The 15,797-nt window shown below is 68.0% G+C and carries 17 protein-coding genes; 13 read left to right on the top strand and 4 right to left on the bottom strand.

Annotated features, from left to right (window positions below):
- Positions 1–496 precede the first annotated feature (496 nt).
- Positions 497–712: a hypothetical protein gene (locus HL658_RS02775; RefSeq protein WP_180280346.1), complete on the top strand. Its 216-nt coding sequence runs from the start codon at positions 497–499 to the stop codon at positions 710–712.
- A 99-nt stretch (positions 713–811) separates the two neighbouring features.
- Here the strand turns inward: HL658_RS02775 and trhA are convergent, their stop codons facing one another.
- Positions 812–1,492 carry a PAQR family membrane homeostasis protein TrhA gene (trhA, locus tag HL658_RS02770; RefSeq protein WP_180280345.1) on the bottom strand — a complete coding sequence of 227 codons (681 nt, stop codon included), beginning with the start codon at positions 1,490–1,492 and terminating at the stop codon, positions 812–814.
- Positions 1,489–2,694, bottom strand: coding sequence for a histidine kinase dimerization/phosphoacceptor domain -containing protein (locus HL658_RS02765; protein WP_180280344.1), 1,206 nt, complete (start codon positions 2,692–2,694; stop codon positions 1,489–1,491). Before HL658_RS02765 ends, trhA begins: the two co-directional genes overlap by 4 nt.
- 356 nt (positions 2,695–3,050) lie before the next feature.
- Between HL658_RS02765 and HL658_RS02760 the strand changes: the two genes are divergently transcribed.
- The 11 genes from HL658_RS02760 to HL658_RS02710 all read left to right on the top strand — a co-directional run bounded on the left by HL658_RS02760 (position 3,051) and on the right by HL658_RS02710 (position 12,444).
- Positions 3,051–3,677 carry an alpha/beta fold hydrolase gene (locus HL658_RS02760; RefSeq protein WP_180280343.1) on the top strand — a complete coding sequence of 209 codons (627 nt, stop codon included), beginning with the start codon at positions 3,051–3,053 and terminating at the stop codon, positions 3,675–3,677.
- A gap of 132 nt (positions 3,678–3,809) precedes the next feature.
- Complete coding sequence (locus HL658_RS02755; protein WP_180280342.1) at positions 3,810–4,856, top strand: zinc-binding metallopeptidase family protein; 1,047 nt, start codon at positions 3,810–3,812, stop codon at positions 4,854–4,856.
- A 22-nt stretch (positions 4,857–4,878) separates the two neighbouring features.
- Positions 4,879–6,708, top strand: a complete 1,830-nt coding sequence (locus HL658_RS02750; protein WP_180280341.1) for a cation:proton antiporter domain-containing protein — start codon at positions 4,879–4,881, stop codon at positions 6,706–6,708.
- A 510-nt stretch (positions 6,709–7,218) separates the two neighbouring features.
- Positions 7,219–7,374 carry a hypothetical protein gene (locus HL658_RS02745; protein ID WP_180280340.1) on the top strand — a complete coding sequence of 52 codons (156 nt, stop codon included), beginning with the start codon at positions 7,219–7,221 and terminating at the stop codon, positions 7,372–7,374.
- A gap of 321 nt (positions 7,375–7,695) precedes the next feature.
- The gene (locus HL658_RS02740; protein WP_343054983.1) at positions 7,696–9,483 is read left to right on the top strand and encodes an SLC13 family permease; all 1,788 of its coding nucleotides are present in this window, start codon (positions 7,696–7,698) and stop codon (positions 9,481–9,483) included.
- Between the two features lie 220 nt (positions 9,484–9,703).
- Entirely contained in the window at positions 9,704–9,955 is a 252-nt protein-coding gene (locus HL658_RS02735; RefSeq protein WP_246337246.1) for a hypothetical protein, read from the top strand.
- The gene (locus HL658_RS02730; protein ID WP_180280338.1) at positions 9,952–10,098 is read left to right on the top strand and encodes a hypothetical protein; all 147 of its coding nucleotides are present in this window, start codon (positions 9,952–9,954) and stop codon (positions 10,096–10,098) included. Before HL658_RS02735 ends, HL658_RS02730 begins: the two co-directional genes overlap by 4 nt.
- Positions 10,099–10,149: 51 nt before the next feature.
- Positions 10,150–10,350 (top strand): hypothetical protein, encoded by a 201-nt coding sequence (locus HL658_RS02725; protein ID WP_180280337.1) that lies wholly within the window; start codon positions 10,150–10,152, stop codon positions 10,348–10,350.
- Positions 10,351–10,624: 274 nt separating this feature from the next.
- Positions 10,625–11,218: a hypothetical protein gene (locus HL658_RS02720; protein ID WP_180280336.1), complete on the top strand. Its 594-nt coding sequence runs from the start codon at positions 10,625–10,627 to the stop codon at positions 11,216–11,218.
- 69 nt (positions 11,219–11,287) lie between these two features.
- Positions 11,288–11,689 carry a YsnF/AvaK domain-containing protein gene (locus tag HL658_RS02715; RefSeq protein ID WP_343054982.1) on the top strand — a complete coding sequence of 134 codons (402 nt, stop codon included), beginning with the start codon at positions 11,288–11,290 and terminating at the stop codon, positions 11,687–11,689.
- A gap of 35 nt (positions 11,690–11,724) precedes the next feature.
- A complete protein-coding gene (locus tag HL658_RS02710) occupies positions 11,725–12,444 on the top strand; it encodes a YsnF/AvaK domain-containing protein (protein WP_180280335.1) in 720 nt (239 codons plus the stop codon).
- A 322-nt stretch (positions 12,445–12,766) separates the two neighbouring features.
- Here the strand turns inward: HL658_RS02710 and HL658_RS02705 are convergent, their stop codons facing one another.
- On the bottom strand, positions 12,767–14,146 hold the full coding sequence (locus HL658_RS02705; RefSeq protein WP_180280334.1) for a sensor histidine kinase: 1,380 nt from the start codon (positions 14,144–14,146) through the stop codon (positions 12,767–12,769).
- A gap of 2 nt (positions 14,147–14,148) precedes the next feature.
- Complete coding sequence (locus HL658_RS02700) at positions 14,149–14,808, bottom strand: response regulator transcription factor (RefSeq protein WP_180280333.1); 660 nt, start codon at positions 14,806–14,808, stop codon at positions 14,149–14,151.
- A gap of 202 nt (positions 14,809–15,010) precedes the next feature.
- Here HL658_RS02700 and HL658_RS02695 point away from each other — a divergent pair, with 202 nt between their 5' ends.
- Entirely contained in the window at positions 15,011–15,790 is a 780-nt protein-coding gene (locus tag HL658_RS02695) for a MipA/OmpV family protein (RefSeq protein ID WP_180280332.1), read from the top strand.
- Positions 15,791–15,797: the final 7 nt, after the last annotated feature.

The raw sequence follows: 15,797 nt of genomic DNA, 5'->3' as shown, positions 1-15,797 counted from the left end.
CCGTCTTCCACACCAAGGCGTCGGCAGCGGTTTTTGCGGCTCGCGAACTGGGCCGTTCCGCAGTCTGCCATCATTATCGAGCCCGATGAAAACAAACCGCTCCCCATCGCCTCGATTTCCGATTGTGGTGATGCCGTCCATTACGGTTGATCGCACCCGCCGGAACCGCGAAATGCTGGCACGACAGGAGCCGCGGCATCGAATAAAGCCGGGGAAAGACTCCGGCCCTTGAGGAACAGGCATCGAAGACACACGTCCCCTCGCCACATCGGCCGCTTGGCTATGGGTGCCAACAGCGGCCCGCGCAAGCGGAAGATGGCCGCCATCGCCACATGAAGCGCCGATTACCCATTGTCCCCGTGCGGCAATGCTTCGCCGCCACCCCACCTTTCGAAGGCGGCACTCCCTGGGAAGGGACGGGGACTCCCCGCCGCGCCGCGCCGGAGAACCGGCAGCCGCGCCGGACGGTCGCGTCCAGCAACAGGGAGCATGGATCATGGCCACCCCATTCACGGCCTTCGACGGAGCCACCCCCGTCGGCGTCGACATCCTCACGGAGCGGGCACGCCGGGCGGCGGCCGAGCGGCGCTGGCAGCACCCGGCGGCGATGCCCTGGCGCGCCGACCCGGCCCCGTCCGCTTGCCGGGGGGCTTTGCAGGATGGGGCCCAGCTCACCCGCTTCGCCGATATGCACGCCGCACGCTCCCCGTAACACCAAGCCCCGTCTCAACGGACGCCGAACCGAAGGGCGGATCGTGATCGCCCCCGCCCCGCCCGGCCGGACGCGAGGGGTGAACGGAGGTCCCGATCGTCAGCTGGCCGTTTCCAGAACGACCGCCGCGAAATGGCAGCCCGCCGCCACCAGGACGAAGACGTGCCAGGCGGCGTTGTGGTAGGCGAGCCTGTGCGCCAGATGCACCACCGTACCCAGCGTGTAGAGCACGCCCCCGACGGCCAGCAGGACCATGGGCAGGGTTCCAACCGCACCCCACATCGGCATGCCCAGCACGAGCAGGGCCCAGCCCAGCCCCAGATAGAGCGCCAGCCCCAACCGTTCGAGCCTCCGCGGGAAGGCGAGCTTCAGACCTACGCCGGCCAGGGCCACGCCCCACACGATCCACAGGCTGGTGCCGATGCCCTCCGCGTGGTCCATGTGGTGGACCGCGAAGGGCGTGTAGGTGCCGGCGATCAGCGCATAGATCATCGCATGATCGATGCGGCGGAGAACCTCCTTGGCCCGTCCGATCCGGACGGCGTTGTAGGCGGAGGATGCGAACACCATGCCGCCGAGCGCCACCATGTAGGCGAACAGCGACAGGCGCCCGGTTTCGTCGGTGCAGCAGGAGCTGCCCCACACCAGCCAGGCGGTTCCGATCATGACGCCCAGGACGCAGAGCGCATGGACGATCAGATCGATGAAACGCTCATGGGACGTGTAGGCCGGAAACCGTCGGGGATCGGGCCGCCGCGTGCCGGGGCCGCGTCGGATCAATGGGCACCGACCCGTGGTTCGGGCGTGAAGGTGACGGCGACGAGGGTGCCCCCATCCGCTTCGATCGCGACCGAACCGTCGATCTGTCCGGCGAGCGCATGGATCAGTTCCAGCCCGATCGATCCGTTCCGGCGCATCGGGCCGATGCCCACACCGTCGTCCCGGATCGCGAGCCGATAGGACCGCTCCGACCGGCGGCGCAGGGCGATGGTCACGGCGCCGTGCCGGCCTGCGGGAAACGCGTGCTTCAAGGCGTTGCTGACGGCTTCGTTGACGATCAGGCCGAGCGGCAGCACGAGGTCCGGCCCCCACATCACCTCGTCCGCGTCGACCGAGAGCGTCACCCGGCTGGTGTCCTCCTGCCAGGACTCGACCAGCGAGGCCCCCAGGGACTTCAGGTAGCGGGCGACGTCGATGCTCTGATAGCCGCCGGCACCGTGCAGCAGCTCGTGAATCTCCGCCATCCGGACCAGCCGCTGTCCGGCGTCGTCGAGCGCGTCCCGCACCCGCTGGTCGCCGCAGCTCGTTGCCTGGACCGCGAGCAGCGCGCAGGCCCTTTGCAGCGTGTTCTTGACGCGGTGATTGACCTCCCGGACCAGGAACTCCTTTTCCGACAGGGCGTCGCGCAGGACGATCTCGGCCGCTTGCCGTCGGTCCACCTCCCGCCGGAGCCGGCGGTTGGCATCCTCCAGTTCCCTGGTCCGAAGCCTTACACGGCGATCGAGTTCCGCATGCGCGGTCCGGAGTTCGACTTCCATCCGCTTGCGTTCGCTGATGTCGAGGAACGAGGCGAAATGCTGGACGACCCGCCCGCTCCCGTCCATCACCGGGCTGACGAACTGGCTCGCCCAGAAGGATCGGCCGTCCTTCCGGTAGAACTGGATTTCGAGCGTGATGTCGTGACGGATGTTGATCGCCGTGTCGATCGCCCGCGCCGTCTCCGGATCGGTGTCAGGACCACTCAGGAAATGATAGGTCCGCCCCAGCACCTCCTCCCGCCCGTAGCCGCACAGGGTCAGGAAGGCGGCGTTGGCATAGACGATCGGATTGCCGGCGATGCACGCGTCGGTGATGACCATGGGCATGCGGGTGGCCTCCACCGCGGCGACGAACGGCCCGTCCGTCTGCCCGAAATAGCCCTCCGCCACCTCCCCATCCTGCCGTACCGGGGATGGGGGCGCGCAGAGTGTCGATACCATCATGGGCCTCCGCCGGGGAATGGTGATTTACCGCCGCGACGGCCATGATGCCGTTTCCAAGCTTGTCAAGGGCATCCCGAACTGCCTATTGCGGAAGTAGCGGACGTCGCCGCATGGTATTCACGCCGACATCATGTCAGGTTTCCGCCGACTGTGCAAAGATTCCGGGCGGCAGGACGCCCGGTACTCTCCATCAGGTCCATGCTTCTTTTTCCTTCAGGCATAGATCGGTCTCGGCACTTCGGAATAGACGAAAGCAGCGTTGAGCCGATTTCCAGGAACATCCGAGGTCCAGCGCCGTTGACGCTTTGATCATGCTGCATTGCAACATGACGGCCCCTCGGTCAGGAACCAATGGAATGATGCGGAACATCCTCTACATCCACGGGGCCTATGCCTCGGCGGCCAGCTTCAGCCACATGGTCGGGCGCCTCCCGGCGCACCGGGCGGTGTTCGCCGACTACGACTGCCGGACCAGCTCCGTCGATGCCACCGTCAGACGTCTGAAAGTGACCACGGCCGAACGGTTCGCGGACGAGCCCTACAGCATCGTCGCCCATTCCCTGGGGGGCGTCGTCGGGTTGCGCCTTGCGGCCGGTGGGGCGCCCGTCGAGCGCATGTTCACGATGTCGGCCCCCTTCGGCGGCAGCCGGGCGGCATCCCTCTTCAGCCTCGTCTTCGCGCTGACGCCGGTGTTCGCCGACATCGATCCCTACGGCCCCACGATCCGGAGCGTCCTCGACGGCGAAATCCGCTTCCCCATCCGGTCGATCGTATCGACCGCGGGCGGAAGCCCCATGATGCGGGAGGACAACGACGGGGTGGTCACCGTCGCGTCCCAGACCTGCCTCGTCGGACCGGACTACCACGCGGTCGCCGTCAACCATCACGAGGTGGTGCAGGCCGGGCCGGTCATCGATCTGGCGCAGGATTTCCTGTTCGGATCGGCGGTCGGAGCGATCCCCGAGCCGGCTTTGTCCGCTTGATCCGCGGCGCATGCCGAATGGTGGGCTGGCATCGCCGTGTGCCTGCCCCATGTCCGGATGGTCATTCCGACGCAGGCGTTTCGGCCTGCGCACCGTGGTGCACGACGTCGCTGCAGGACACGGAGGACGGCCATGAGGATCTTCCATTGCCAGCGTTGCGGCCAGATGCTGTTCTTCGCGAACACATCGTGCGAACGTTGCGGCCTCCGTCTGGGATATCTGCCCGACCGGACGGTGCTGAGCGCCCTGGTGCCGCTGGACGGGGACCGCTGGCGCCCGCTGGCGGATGCCGGCCGCCCGCACCGGTTCTGCGTCAACGCCGGGCACGACGCCTGCAACTGGCTGGTTCCCGCCGACGGTCCCGAGCGGTTCTGCCGGGCCTGCCGGCTCAACCGGACGATCCCCGACCTCGACCGGCCGCAGAACCACCAGCGCTGGCAGCGTCTGGAAACCGCCAAGCACCGGCTCGTCTATGGCCTGCTGCGGCTGGGTCTGCCGCTGACGAGCCGGTTCGACGATCCGCGGGCCGGGCTCGCCTTCGACTTTCTCGCCGATGCGCGGGTGCCGGTGACGACCGGCCACCGGGCCGGGGTGATCACCATCGACATCGCCGAGGCCGACGACGCCGAGCGGGAGCGCCACCGCCTGGACATGGCCGAAACCTACCGCACCCTGCTCGGGCATTTCCGACACGAGGTCGGACATTACTATTGGGACCGCCTGGTCCGCGACGGGCTGTGGCTGGAGGCGTTCCGCACGCTGTTCGGCGACGAGCGCCGGGACTACGCCGCCAGCGTCACCATGCATTACGAGACGGGTCCGCCCGCCGACTGGCGGCAGCGCTACATCAGCGGTTACGCCAGCGCGCATCCCTGGGAGGATTTCGCCGAGACCTGGGCGCATTACCTGCACATCGTGGACACGCTGGAGACGGCGCACGCGTTCGGGCTCCAGGTTCATCCCCAAGCCGGAAGCCACTCCCGGCCGAGCATGACGGCGATCGACTTCGATCCCTACCGGCAGGCCGACTTCGACCTGCTCATCCGCACGTGGCTGCCGTTGACCTATGCGGTCAACAGCCTCAATCACAGCATGGGCCTGCCCGACCTCTATGCCTTCGTCCTGGCGCCGACCGTCATGGGCAAGCTGCGCTTCGTCCATGGCCTGATCGGCCGCTGACCGGACACCGGCCGCGATACCCATGCCGCACGACACCACCCTCGTCGCCACCATCGTCATGGGGCTGGTCCTCGCCTTCGTGGGCGGCCTCCTCGCCAGCAAGCTCAAACTGCCGCCGCTGGTGGGCTATCTGCTGGCCGGCGTCGCGGTCGGGCCGTTCACCCCCGGCTTCGTGGCGGACGAGGGACTGGCCGGCCAACTCGCCGAGATCGGGATCATCCTGCTGATGTTCGGTGTCGGCCTGCATTTCTCGATCCGCGATCTTCTTGCCGTTCGCAACATCGCGATCCCCGGCGCCCTCGGCCAGATCGTCGTGGCAACGGCGCTGGGCGCCGGTGTCGCGCATCTCTGGGGCTGGCCGTTCGGCGCCGGGCTGGTGTTCGGGCTGGCGCTGTCGGTGGCCAGCACGGTGGTGCTGCTGCGTGCGCTGGAGGACCGGGGCGGCCTGGACTCGCCCAACGGCCGCATCGCCGTCGGCTGGCTCATCGTCGAGGATCTCGCGATGGTCCTTGCGCTGGTGCTGTTGCCGGCGTTGGCCGGGGTGCTCGGCGGTGGCGCCCCCGGCCGGCCGGAGCCCGCGGGCGGCGATCTCGCCGTGGCGCTGGCGCTGACGCTCGGCAAGGTCGGGCTGTTCCTGGTGCTGGTGACGGTGATCGGCACGCGGGCGATCCCGTGGCTCCTGGCGTGGGTGGCCCGCACCGGCTCGCGCGAGCTGTTCACGCTGTCGGTGCTCGCGACCGCGCTCGGCATCGCCTTCGGCTCGGCCGAGCTGTTCGGCGTCTCCTTCGCGCTCGGTGCCTTCTTCGCCGGGGTCGTCCTCAGCGAAAGCGACTTCAGCCACCAGGCCGCGGCGGACTCGCTGCCATTGAAGGACGCCTTCGCGGTGCTGTTCTTCGTCTCGGTCGGCATGCTCTTCGACCCGGCGGTCCTGCTCCGCGAGCCGCTCGCCGTGCTCGCGGTCGTTCTCGTCGTCGTCGTCGGCAAGTCGCTGGCGGCCTTCGCGATCGTGATGGCTTTCGGTTATCCGGCCTCGACGGCGCTCAGCGTGTCGGCGAGCTTGGCGCAGATCGGCGAGTTCTCCTTCATTCTGGCGGGGCTGGGGACGGCGCTCGGCCTTCTGCCGCCGGAGGGGCGCGATCTGATCCTCGCCGGGGCCCTGCTGTCGATCACCCTCAATCCGTTGCTGTTCGCCGGCTTCGACCGCCTTTCCGGTTGGCTGGGCACACGGCCGGGCATGCTGGGCGGGCTCGAGCGCCGGGGCAACGACGGGCTGTCGACGCTGCCGGTGGCCGACGGTCCGTGCGACCACGCGATCATCGTCGGCTATGGCCGGGTCGGGAGTGTCGTCGGCAAGGGCCTGAAGAGCCAGTGTCTGCCGATCGTCGTCATCGACCAGAACCGCCGCCGGATCGAAGCGTTGCGTGAACGCGGCGTGCCGGCCGTCTACGGCGACGCGACGACGCCGGGCATCCTGGAAGCCGCCGGCGTCGGGCGGGCGCGGGTGATCGTCGTCGCCACGCCCGAAGGCGACCAGACGCGCAGGATTCTGGAGCTCGCCCGCCGGATGAACCCCGGGATCGACACGGCGGTGCGCACCCACAGCGAATCCGAACTCGCCCACCTCGAACGGCAGGGAGTTGGCGTGGCGATCATGGGCGAGCGCGAACTCGCCTACGGGCTGATGGACCATGCCCTGCGCAGCCTCGGCACCCCCGACGAACAGGCGCAACGGGTGATCCAGGCTCTGCGGGTCGGCGGCGCCGGAGGAGTCTACGAGCGGCGGCACAGCGAACCCGCGCGCGGTGCGCCCGAGCTTCGCCAGCATCGCGACGTGACGCCGCCGTCCGTATGACCGAATTCGCCGGTGCGGGACCGGAGGAGACCCGCGGGCGCAGAGATGCAAAAACAAACTCGACATTCCAGGCAGCAAATTTGGTGAAATCTATCTTCTGAAGATTCGAGATTTCACCAGGAGCGCGATCTATTTTCCTCGGAACTTGTCATTATGTGATTGATCAGGACGAAATTGGGACGGCGTCATGGCGCTGCGGGCCGAATACACCCTGCACCAGTCCGATCTGGGCGAGTTCCTGGCCGCCCCGGTGGGGGAGGAGACGAACGGACGCGCGCCCAGCGCGCTCTCGGCGCTGGCGCGGCTCGACGTCGATCCATGGGCGGAGGCGGCCCGTTCGGCGGCGCTGCCGCGCGACGTGGCGGCATCGGCGCTTGGGGATGGTCGCCAAGGCCGAAGACCGGCATTTCGGGTATCCGCTCGACGGCCGGGCGGTCATCGACGCTTCAGTGATAGTAAACGTCAAAGAAGATGCCCATATCCTAATATAGACCTGAAAAGGATATCACGATGGACAACGGCTTTTCGCCAATTTCGAATTGGGTAGAATCCGAGCGCGCAGCCTGGGTTCTGTCCGCACCGAAATGGCAGCGGATGGCGCATGTCCTTTTGGGAATGGCCGTGGGTTTGATTGCGGGATTGGCGATCTCTCATTTCTCCGGCTGACGGAGCCGACCCGCGGTGTGCGGCATGGAGGAGACCGGCAATGTTCCACGGTGGACTGAAAGATCTGATGGTCCGCGCATCCACCCTCCTGGGCCTTTCCAACACGAGGGCAGGACCGGACGCCCCATCCGGTGACCGGGCCATGACGCATCGGGCCCGGGGGTTGGAGCCCGCCATTCACCGTCTCGAAACGGTCGTCGAGGAACGGCAGAAGCAACTTCGCTCGCATCGGCGACGTCGCGACGGCGCAATCGACCGATAGGAATGGGTCACGGGCGGCCGGGCCGATCACCGGTCCTGTCCGCCGTCCGTCCCCGCGGAGTGAGGCGCCTGACCGTCGACCAATCCATTGCCACCGCGATCATCATCGGCATCGTGGTGCTCTTCGTTTGGAACCGTCTGCGCTACGATCTGGTGGCGCTGCTGGGGCTGCTCGCAGCCATGGCGACGGGGATCGTCCCTTCCGCCCGTGCCTTCGCCGGCTTTGCCGACCCGGTGGTGATCATCATCGCATCGGCGCTGGTCGTCAGCGCGGGGGTGAGCAAGTCGGGGGTGATCGGGCGCATCATCCGACGGATGGAGCCGCGTCTGCGCACGAGCGGACGGCGCGTCGCCGCGCTCACCGGCAGCGTGATGGTCCTGTCCGCCTTCATGAAGAACATCGGCGCCCTGGCCATCTTCCTCCCGATCGCCGTTCAGGTCGCCCGGCGCGGCGGTTCGCCGGCTTCGGAACTGCTGATGCCGATGGCGTTCGGATCCCTGATCGGGGGGCTGGTGACCCTGGTCGGCACCTCGCCGAACATCCTCGTCTCGCGCGTCCGCACCGAGCTGGTCGGCGAGCCCTTCGCGATGTTCGACTTCGCACCGGTCGGGCTCGGCATCGTCGCGGTCGGCTTCGCCTTTCTCTCGGTCGGCTGGCGGCTGCTGCCGGCCGGACGCCGCACGCCCGCATCCGCGGCGGCCGCGTTCGACATCGAGCCGTACCTGTCGGAGGCCCGGCTGCCCGCAACCTCTCCCCTCGTCGGAAAGACGGTCGCCGATCTCGAAGCCATCGGAGACGGCAGCGTGACGGTGGCCGCGATCGTCCGCGAGAAGGAAAGGCGTTACACCCCGGCCGGCGATTGGACGCTGTTCGCCGACGACATCCTCGTTCTTCTCAGCGATCCCCACGCCTTGCGGGCGATCGTGACCGAGGCGAGGCTACAGCTCGGCGATACCGGCAGGACGGTGAAGCAGGGCTTGGCGGCCGGCGACATGGAGGTGGTCGAGGCCGTCGTGACGCCCCGCTCCACGCTTCTCGGCCGCTCCGCGTCGGAGCTCCGTCTGCGCCAGCGCTTCGGCCTGACCCTGATCGGGATCAGCCGCCATGGCGAACGAACCATGGCGCGGATCCGCAATGTCCGCTTCCGATCCGGTGATGTCCTCGTCCTGCGGGGGAGTGCCGCGGCCATGACCGACACCCTGCGCGATCTCGGCTGCCTGCCGCTGGTGGACCGGGCGACGGGGCTGGGGCGCGGGCGCCGCGATCATCTGCCGCTCATCCTCCTGGCGCTGGCAATGGGAGCGGTGGCGCTCGACCTCGTGCCGGTGGCCGCCGCCTTCTTCGGCGCCGCGGTTCTCATGGTGCTGTTCGGCATCCTGACGTTGAGGGAAGCCTACGACGCTCTCGAATTGCCGATCCTGGTGCTGCTCGCCTGCCTGATCCCCATCAGCGACGCCATTACCAGCACCGGGATGGCCGCCCTGATTGCCGGAGGTCTTGCAGCCGCCGCCGGCGCCCTGCCACCCGTAGGGACCGTCACGCTGGTTCTGGTGACCGCCATGGCGTTGACCCCCTTCCTCAACAACGCGGCCACGGCGCTGATCATGGCCCCGATCGCGGCGAACCTGGCGCAGAAGCTCGGTATGAACGCGGACCCGCTCCTGATGGCGGTGGCTGTCGGGTCCGCCTGCGACTTCCTGACCCCCATCGGGCACCAGTGCAACACGCTGGTGATGGGACCCGGCGGGTACCGTTTTGGCGATTATTGGCGGCTCGGCCTGCCGTTGTCGGTGCTCGTGGTGGTGGTCGGTTCGGTCCTCATCCCGGTGTTCTGGGGACTGCGATGACCGGTGCGCCATCGTGCGGGAACTATTCCGGGAGGTCCCGGGGCTCATCGGATCATGAGCCGGGGCTTTCCGGGGACAATGTCGGGCGATGCACCATGTGATGTCCTGAAGCGGCTTTCCCGTTCCTTTTTCAGGTCGCGCCCAGCCGCGACGCGGCCCGCGGCGAACGCATACGGAAGGCACCCCGATGACCAAGCGAACGACCGTCAGGACGGTCACCATGACCCGCCCCTTCACGGTGCAGGGCCTGGAAGAGAAGCAACCGCCGGGAACCTACGTCGTGGAGACCGACGAGGAACTGATCGAATCCCTGTCCTTCCCGGTGTACCGGCGCACCGCGACCTGGATCCGCCTGCCGCGACATCCGGGCAGTCCGGGGCTCGCGCAAACGGCCCTCGTCGATCCCGACGAATTGGACGAGGCGGTCGCACCGTCCAGCCTTTCCAACCAGACACCAGGAGCGAAGCCATGAACGTGTTCGACACCGCAACGCCGGTCCCGCCCACCACCTGGAAGACGGCCGTCACGGGGTATCTGGTGCCGCCCCTGCTGATTCCCGCGGCGATCGCGATCGTGGTGGGGCTGTTCGCCCTGATCCACGGCCCCGTGGTCTGACATGGATGTGCGCCGGACGTTCGTGCCATCGGCCGCACGGGGTGGACCGTCATGAGGCACGACGGGACGGGTGCGATGCCCAGCTATGTGGCCCGGTACGATTTCGATGGCTGGATGGTCATCGACGCCGCCCTGCGCGACGGCCAACCCGTCCAGGAGGCATTGCGACGCGGCTTGTCCTTTGCGGAGGCGGAACTCTCGGCCGCCTTCTTCAGTTGCGTGGGTGTGCGTCATCCCGCCAATAAGAACTGAACCGCTTCCCTGGTGCATCCAATTCGTTTTCGCAGTCATCGTATAGAAAAATAAATCCATACGATCAGGTGATCTGTCAATTCCGGCTAGGTGTTTGTAACTTTTCAGAACTCAATGAAATTCGAAGGTTTTTCTGACACCTCACACTGGATTTCGAAGTTTTATTTTGCAGCGGTGGTTGATATATTGCGGCGCAGCATAATATAGGCATAAGACGAGCCGGGCAGCGCCACCATCCAACCCCCGGCCACCTCACCCCACGAAGGAGACCACCATGGCCAACGGGATGCCCCCGGTGCGCGCGATCCGCAGCGCCAGTGACGAGGCGACGCCGAAGCCGGAGAGCCACAAGCCCCACACCATCACCAGCGCCAGCGACGAAAGGACGCCGAAGCCCGAGCGTAACGCCCTGACGCGGACCCATGAGCCTTTCCCCGGCCCCACCGCCGGCAACGCGCCGCAAGGCAGCCGCGACGCCGCCAGGGGGACGGCGGCCAGTGGGCCGGGGGATCGTCCGGACACGGCACACAGGCCCGGCGCTGCGGCGAACGGACGGTACGCGCAGCCCATCCATGCCGCCGCCACCCAGACCGTGGAGCGGGCCGGCGAGGTCGGCGGCATGCTGGCGTCGAACTACGGAGCGGCCTGTTCCGAGTTGATGTCGCAGATGCAGGGAGCGGCCCGGCGCCAGGGCGAGTTCATGAACGACATGCTGCAAGCGCGCAGCCCGGTCGATGTCATGGCCGCCGGCAACCGCTATCTGGTCGGCGGGCTGCAGGCCTTCTTCGAGGGCAGCGTCCGCATCGCCCAGGCGGCGTCGCACCGGGCGGAGGAGTCGCACCAGCGACGGGACCGGCACGCCGCCTGACGCGGCCCGCCTCGACGGAGGGCCGCCGCCCTGTGGCGGCGGCCCCGGCACAGCGGCAGGAGAAGCCCAGTGAACGAACCGCAGACCGAGCGCGAGACCATTCCGGTGGTCGAGGAGCGGGCGACCGTCCGGACGCGCGCACGCATCACCGGCACCCTTCGGGCGCGCACGGTCACCCATGAGCACGAGCAGGCGATCGACGCCGACCTGTCCGTCGAGACGCTCGATGTCCGGAGAGTGCCCATGGACCGGTTCGTCGACCACCCCATCCCCGACCGCCAGGAGGGGGACACGACCATCATCTCGGTCATCGAGGAGGTCGCCGTCCTGACGGTGCGGTTGAAACTGGTCGAGGAGGTGCGGATCACCCGCCACACCTCGACCCGCAAGGCAACGGAGCGGGTCACGCTCCGGCGCCAGGACGTCATCGTCGAACGGGGGGATTCCCCGTCCGATGCGGAGGCCTCATAGGCCCGCACCACCAACCAATTCCAATGGAGAGCATCATGAGCACCATCGTCGTCGGACTGTACAAGGAGCCCCGCGCCGCCAAGAAGGCCTTCCAGGCCCTCGTCGCCGCCGGTTGCCAGGAGAAGGATCTCGAAACCTTCGACGGAACGGGCAACGCCGACAAGGCGGCCGAACAGCTTGTGGCCCACGGCTTCGCCAGGGACGTCGCGGAGCGTTACGGCGCGGCCGTGAAGCAGGGCCATACCCTGGTCGCGGCCGACATCGCCGATAAGGATGCCGATGCGGCCGAGGCCATCTTCGACGAGGCCGGCGCGGTCGAACTGCCGGAATCCGGGAAGCGGCCACAGAAGGCGGCCGACGGCAAGGCCGTCGAGGAGGAGACCGTTCCGGTGGTCGAGGAGTCCGTCGCGATCGGCAAGCGGCGGGTGAGCAAGGGCGGCCTGCGGGTAACGACCGAGGTCACCGAGACACCGGTCAGCGAAACCGTCCGGCTTCACGAGGAGCAGGTGGACGTCGAGCGCCGCAAGACCGACCGCTCTCTCGGCCAACAGGAGGCGCAGGCCGCCTTCGAGGAGCGGACCGTCGAGATGACGGCGACCTCCGAGACGCCGGAGGTGACCAAGGAGGCCCGCGTGGTCGAGGAGGTCGTGCTGTCCAAGAACGCGACGGAACGCGACCAGACCGTCGAGGCCGTGGCCCGGCGCACCGACGTGAAGGTCGGGAAGACCGAGGACCGTCCCGCCGCCAAACGCTGATCGCAGGGGCCGACAACGGTCCGCACCGATCAGGAGGCGGGCCACGTCCGGCTGTGTGTATGCCCGGGAGTGCGTGTTGGCAGAGCTACGCCGCCGCGTTCTTCTGGGCAGAGGGCGCTCGTACATCGCGTGAAAGTTACGGCGTCGAGCATAACAGCGTGCATGCCGGGCACAGGATGCCGCCATGAACATCATGCTGTCGAAGCGGCGCGTCCGCTTTGAGGCCAGCGGCAGCCGATCATATGGCGCATTCACCCCGACGATATGGTGACCATTCGGGTCGCGCGTCAATCAATATGCAAGGGCGGTTGATCGGTCACGATCAACCATAGAAGGTGGTCCGGTGATCCGGGGGCAGCAACGGCGGCGCGCTTGGTAGCCGCATGCGGACATGCAGCCCACCGAGGGCCCCCGGTTCCAGCCGCTCCACCGGCACATGCATGCGTCGGCAGAGCTCGGCGACAATCGAGAGGCCGAGGCCGACCCCGTCGCCGCCGGTGCGCCCGAGCCGTTGGAACCGCTCGAACGCGCGTTCGAACGCATCCGCCGACAGGCCGGCGCCATCGTCCTCCACCACCAGTCTGGTACCGGCCGGCCCGTCGGCGGCAACCGTGACCGTCACCCGGCCCGGCGAGGCGGCGTACTTCACCGCATTCTCGACGATGTTGCGCAGCACGATCGCCAGCAGCTCCGGGTGGCCGATGACGGCGGCCGATCGGGACGATTCCAGCGTGATTTCCACGTCACGCCGATTGGCCGCCGGCACCAGCTCGGCGACGACGGACTGTGTGAGCTCGACAAGGTCGATCCGGCTGCCGGGGTGCCGCGTCAGGTCGAGCGACTGCGACCGTGTGACGTCCAGGAGCTGCGCGATCAGCCGGCCGGCCCGGTCCACGGCCTCCAGGATCTTGGTGAAACGTGGCCGGGCGCGCTCGGGCAGATCGTCGTCGAGGGCTTCCACCTGGGCACGGATCGCGGTGAGCGGCGTGCGCAACTCGTGGGCCGCGTTCGACACGAAGTCGCGGTCGCGGTCCAGCACCAGCCGCAGCCGTGCCATCAGATCGTTCAGCGCGTGGGCGACCACCCGCAGCTCGCTCGGCACCTCCACCTCGTCCAGCGGCGCGAGGTTCTCCTCGCTGCGATTCCCGACCTGATTGGCGAAGGCGTCGAGCGGTGCCAGGCCGGAGCGGATCCCGACCGTCAGGGCGCCCCCCGCCAGCACGGACGCGCACAGGACATAGCCCGCCACCACCCCGGCCACCTGGAGCGAGGACAGCAGCGGCTCCCACGCGTCGATGCCGATCACCACCCGTGTGCCGGTGCGCTCGTCCTCGAAGCCATGGAGGATGCGCAGGCCGTCGCCGATGTCGGCCTTGCCATCCATGGGCAGGGCCAGCAGCCGCTCCGGCGGCAGCGCCTCCGAAGCATAGAGCAGCTGCCCGTCCCGGCTGATCACCACCAGATAGTCGTCGAGTTCGAAGGCGGGGTCGTGCTGCTCCTGGAAGAGAGGCATCACGGTGGGTGACGCCGGCTGCGTCGCGGCGAAGGCCAGCATCAGCTGCGCCGTGTGGGCGGTCCGGCTGTGGAACGATTCCTTGTACTCCAGCGCCACCGCGCCGACGATCAGGAGTGAAGCCGGCACCCAGGCCGCAGCGATCAGCCAAGCCAGCCGGCGCCGCAGGCGCGCATGGATCGACGGCATGCTCACTCCTTCGGCAGCATGTAGCCGACGCCGCGGATCGTCTGGATCAGGTCGGCGCCCAGCTTGCGGCGGATTTGCGATACGAACACCTCCAGCGTGTTGCTCTCCGCCTCGCCGCTCCAGCCATAGAGATGGTTTTCGAGGGCGTTGCGGGTGAGGACCCGGCCCTGGTTCTCGACGAACAGCAGCAGCAGCGCGAACACCTTCGGGGTCAGCGCGATGCTGTCGGCGCCGCGCAGCACGGCGAGGGACGCGGGGTCGATCCGAAGGTCGCGGTAGTGCAGGATTCCCGGCCGGCCGTCGCCGCGGCGGCGGGCGAGCGCGCGGCAGCGCGCCATCAGTTCCTCCATGGCGAACGGCTTGACCAGATAGTCGTCGGCACCGAGGTCGAGGCCGCGCACCCGGCTGTCCAGCTCGTAGCGCGCGCTGAGGATCAGGATCGGCAGGCCGTGGCCGTCCGCCCGCTGCCGGTGCAGGATGTCGAGGCCGTCACAGTCGGGCAGGCCGAGATCGAGGACCATCAGATCGAAGGCGTCGAGCTCGGTGACACCGTCGAGGCTGGCGCCGTCCTCCAGCCAATCGACGGTCATCCCGGCCCGGGTCAGGCGGGTACGGATGGCGTCGCCGATCAGCGGGTCATCCTCGATGAGCAGAATGCGCATGCCTCACTCACGGGGTTGGGGCGGTTGGTCGGAAGGCAGGGATAGCAGGGAAACCTGAAGCGAAGCTGAGTCGATGCCCTGCCGCGACGCCCGCGCACGCAACCGCCGCACGCAATGGCCACGTTCAGGTCCGGTTCAGGCAGCGGTGTCAGGGTCCGCGCCGAACCTGACCCCGACATAAGGCGCAATCACGATGAGACACATGTTTCTGGCGGTATCCTTCTGCGTGGCGGTGGCCGGAGGGACCGCGGTTGCCCAGGAACGCCCCACGGCTGACTGGTCGTTCACGCTCGGTGCCGGCGCCCTGTACATGCCGGACTACGAGGGCTCCAACGACTACGAGGTGCTGCCGGTGCCGGTGGTGGAGCTGTCCTGGCGGGACCGGATATGGCTCACCACCCGGGGCGGCATGGGGATCTTTGGAACCCCGTTGAAAACCGACCGCCTGAGGCTCGACTTCGGCGTCCGCTACGACTTCGGCCGCGAAGAGGGCGACAACGACGCCTTGAAAGGTCTGGGGGATCTGGAGGGCGGCGCGGTGGCGGTCGTACGGCTCGGCTACGAGGCCGGTCCCGTGACCCTTGGCCTGGAGGTCGCCCGCGACCTGTCCGGCGACCGCGAGGGCCTCCAGGCCACCGCCGAGGCGGAGTATGAAATCGGTCTGTTCGCCGGCCGGGGCCGGTTCAGCGTGACCCCGCACGTCACCTGGGTCGACGACAAGTACATGGACAACAGCTTCGGCATCACCGCGGCCCAGGCCGCGCGTTCCGCCCGCCGCTACGCCCGCTACGACGCCGCAGCCGGATTCAAGGATGTGGGCATCACCGCCGGCCTCGGATATCGGGTGACCGACTCGATCATGGCGATGGGGCGGCTCGACTACACCCGGTTGCTCGGTGACGCCGCCGACAGCCCCCTGGTCAAGCGCGAGGGCAGCGCGGGCCAAGTCTCCGCCCTCGTCGGCCTGAGCTATCGCTGGTAGCGGGTGG

It is taken from the genome of Azospirillum oleiclasticum, from assembly GCF_013423485.1.
Lineage (GTDB): Bacteria > Pseudomonadota > Alphaproteobacteria > Azospirillales > Azospirillaceae > Azospirillum > Azospirillum oleiclasticum.
This window is presented reverse-complemented; position numbering and strand designations above follow the sequence as displayed.

Bases quoted from the DNA above. Each gene is read 5' to 3' on its own strand.
- HL658_RS02725 (WP_180280337.1), top strand. From the start codon at position 10,150: ATGAGGCACGACGGGACGGGTGCGATGCCCAGCTATGTGGCCCGGTAC.
- HL658_RS02720 (WP_180280336.1), top strand. From the start codon at position 10,625: ATGGCCAACGGGATGCCCCCGGTGCGCGCGATCCGCAGCGCCAGTGAC.
- HL658_RS02765 (WP_180280344.1), bottom strand. From the start codon at position 2,694: ATGATGGTATCGACACTCTGCGCGCCCCCATCCCCGGTACGGCAGGAT.
- HL658_RS02730 (WP_180280338.1), top strand. From the start codon at position 9,952: ATGAACGTGTTCGACACCGCAACGCCGGTCCCGCCCACCACCTGGAAG.
- HL658_RS02755 (WP_180280342.1), top strand. From the start codon at position 3,810: ATGAGGATCTTCCATTGCCAGCGTTGCGGCCAGATGCTGTTCTTCGCG.
- HL658_RS02705 (WP_180280334.1), bottom strand. From the start codon at position 14,146: ATGCCGTCGATCCATGCGCGCCTGCGGCGCCGGCTGGCTTGGCTGATC.
- HL658_RS02745 (WP_180280340.1), top strand. From the start codon at position 7,219: ATGGACAACGGCTTTTCGCCAATTTCGAATTGGGTAGAATCCGAGCGC.
- HL658_RS02750 (WP_180280341.1), top strand. From the start codon at position 4,879: ATGCCGCACGACACCACCCTCGTCGCCACCATCGTCATGGGGCTGGTC.
- HL658_RS02710 (WP_180280335.1), top strand. From the start codon at position 11,725: ATGAGCACCATCGTCGTCGGACTGTACAAGGAGCCCCGCGCCGCCAAG.
- HL658_RS02695 (WP_180280332.1), top strand. From the start codon at position 15,011: ATGTTTCTGGCGGTATCCTTCTGCGTGGCGGTGGCCGGAGGGACCGCG.
- HL658_RS02775 (WP_180280346.1), top strand. From the start codon at position 497: ATGGCCACCCCATTCACGGCCTTCGACGGAGCCACCCCCGTCGGCGTC.
- HL658_RS02760 (WP_180280343.1), top strand. From the start codon at position 3,051: ATGATGCGGAACATCCTCTACATCCACGGGGCCTATGCCTCGGCGGCC.
- HL658_RS02735 (WP_246337246.1), top strand. From the start codon at position 9,704: ATGACCCGCCCCTTCACGGTGCAGGGCCTGGAAGAGAAGCAACCGCCG.
- HL658_RS02700 (WP_180280333.1), bottom strand. From the start codon at position 14,808: ATGCGCATTCTGCTCATCGAGGATGACCCGCTGATCGGCGACGCCATC.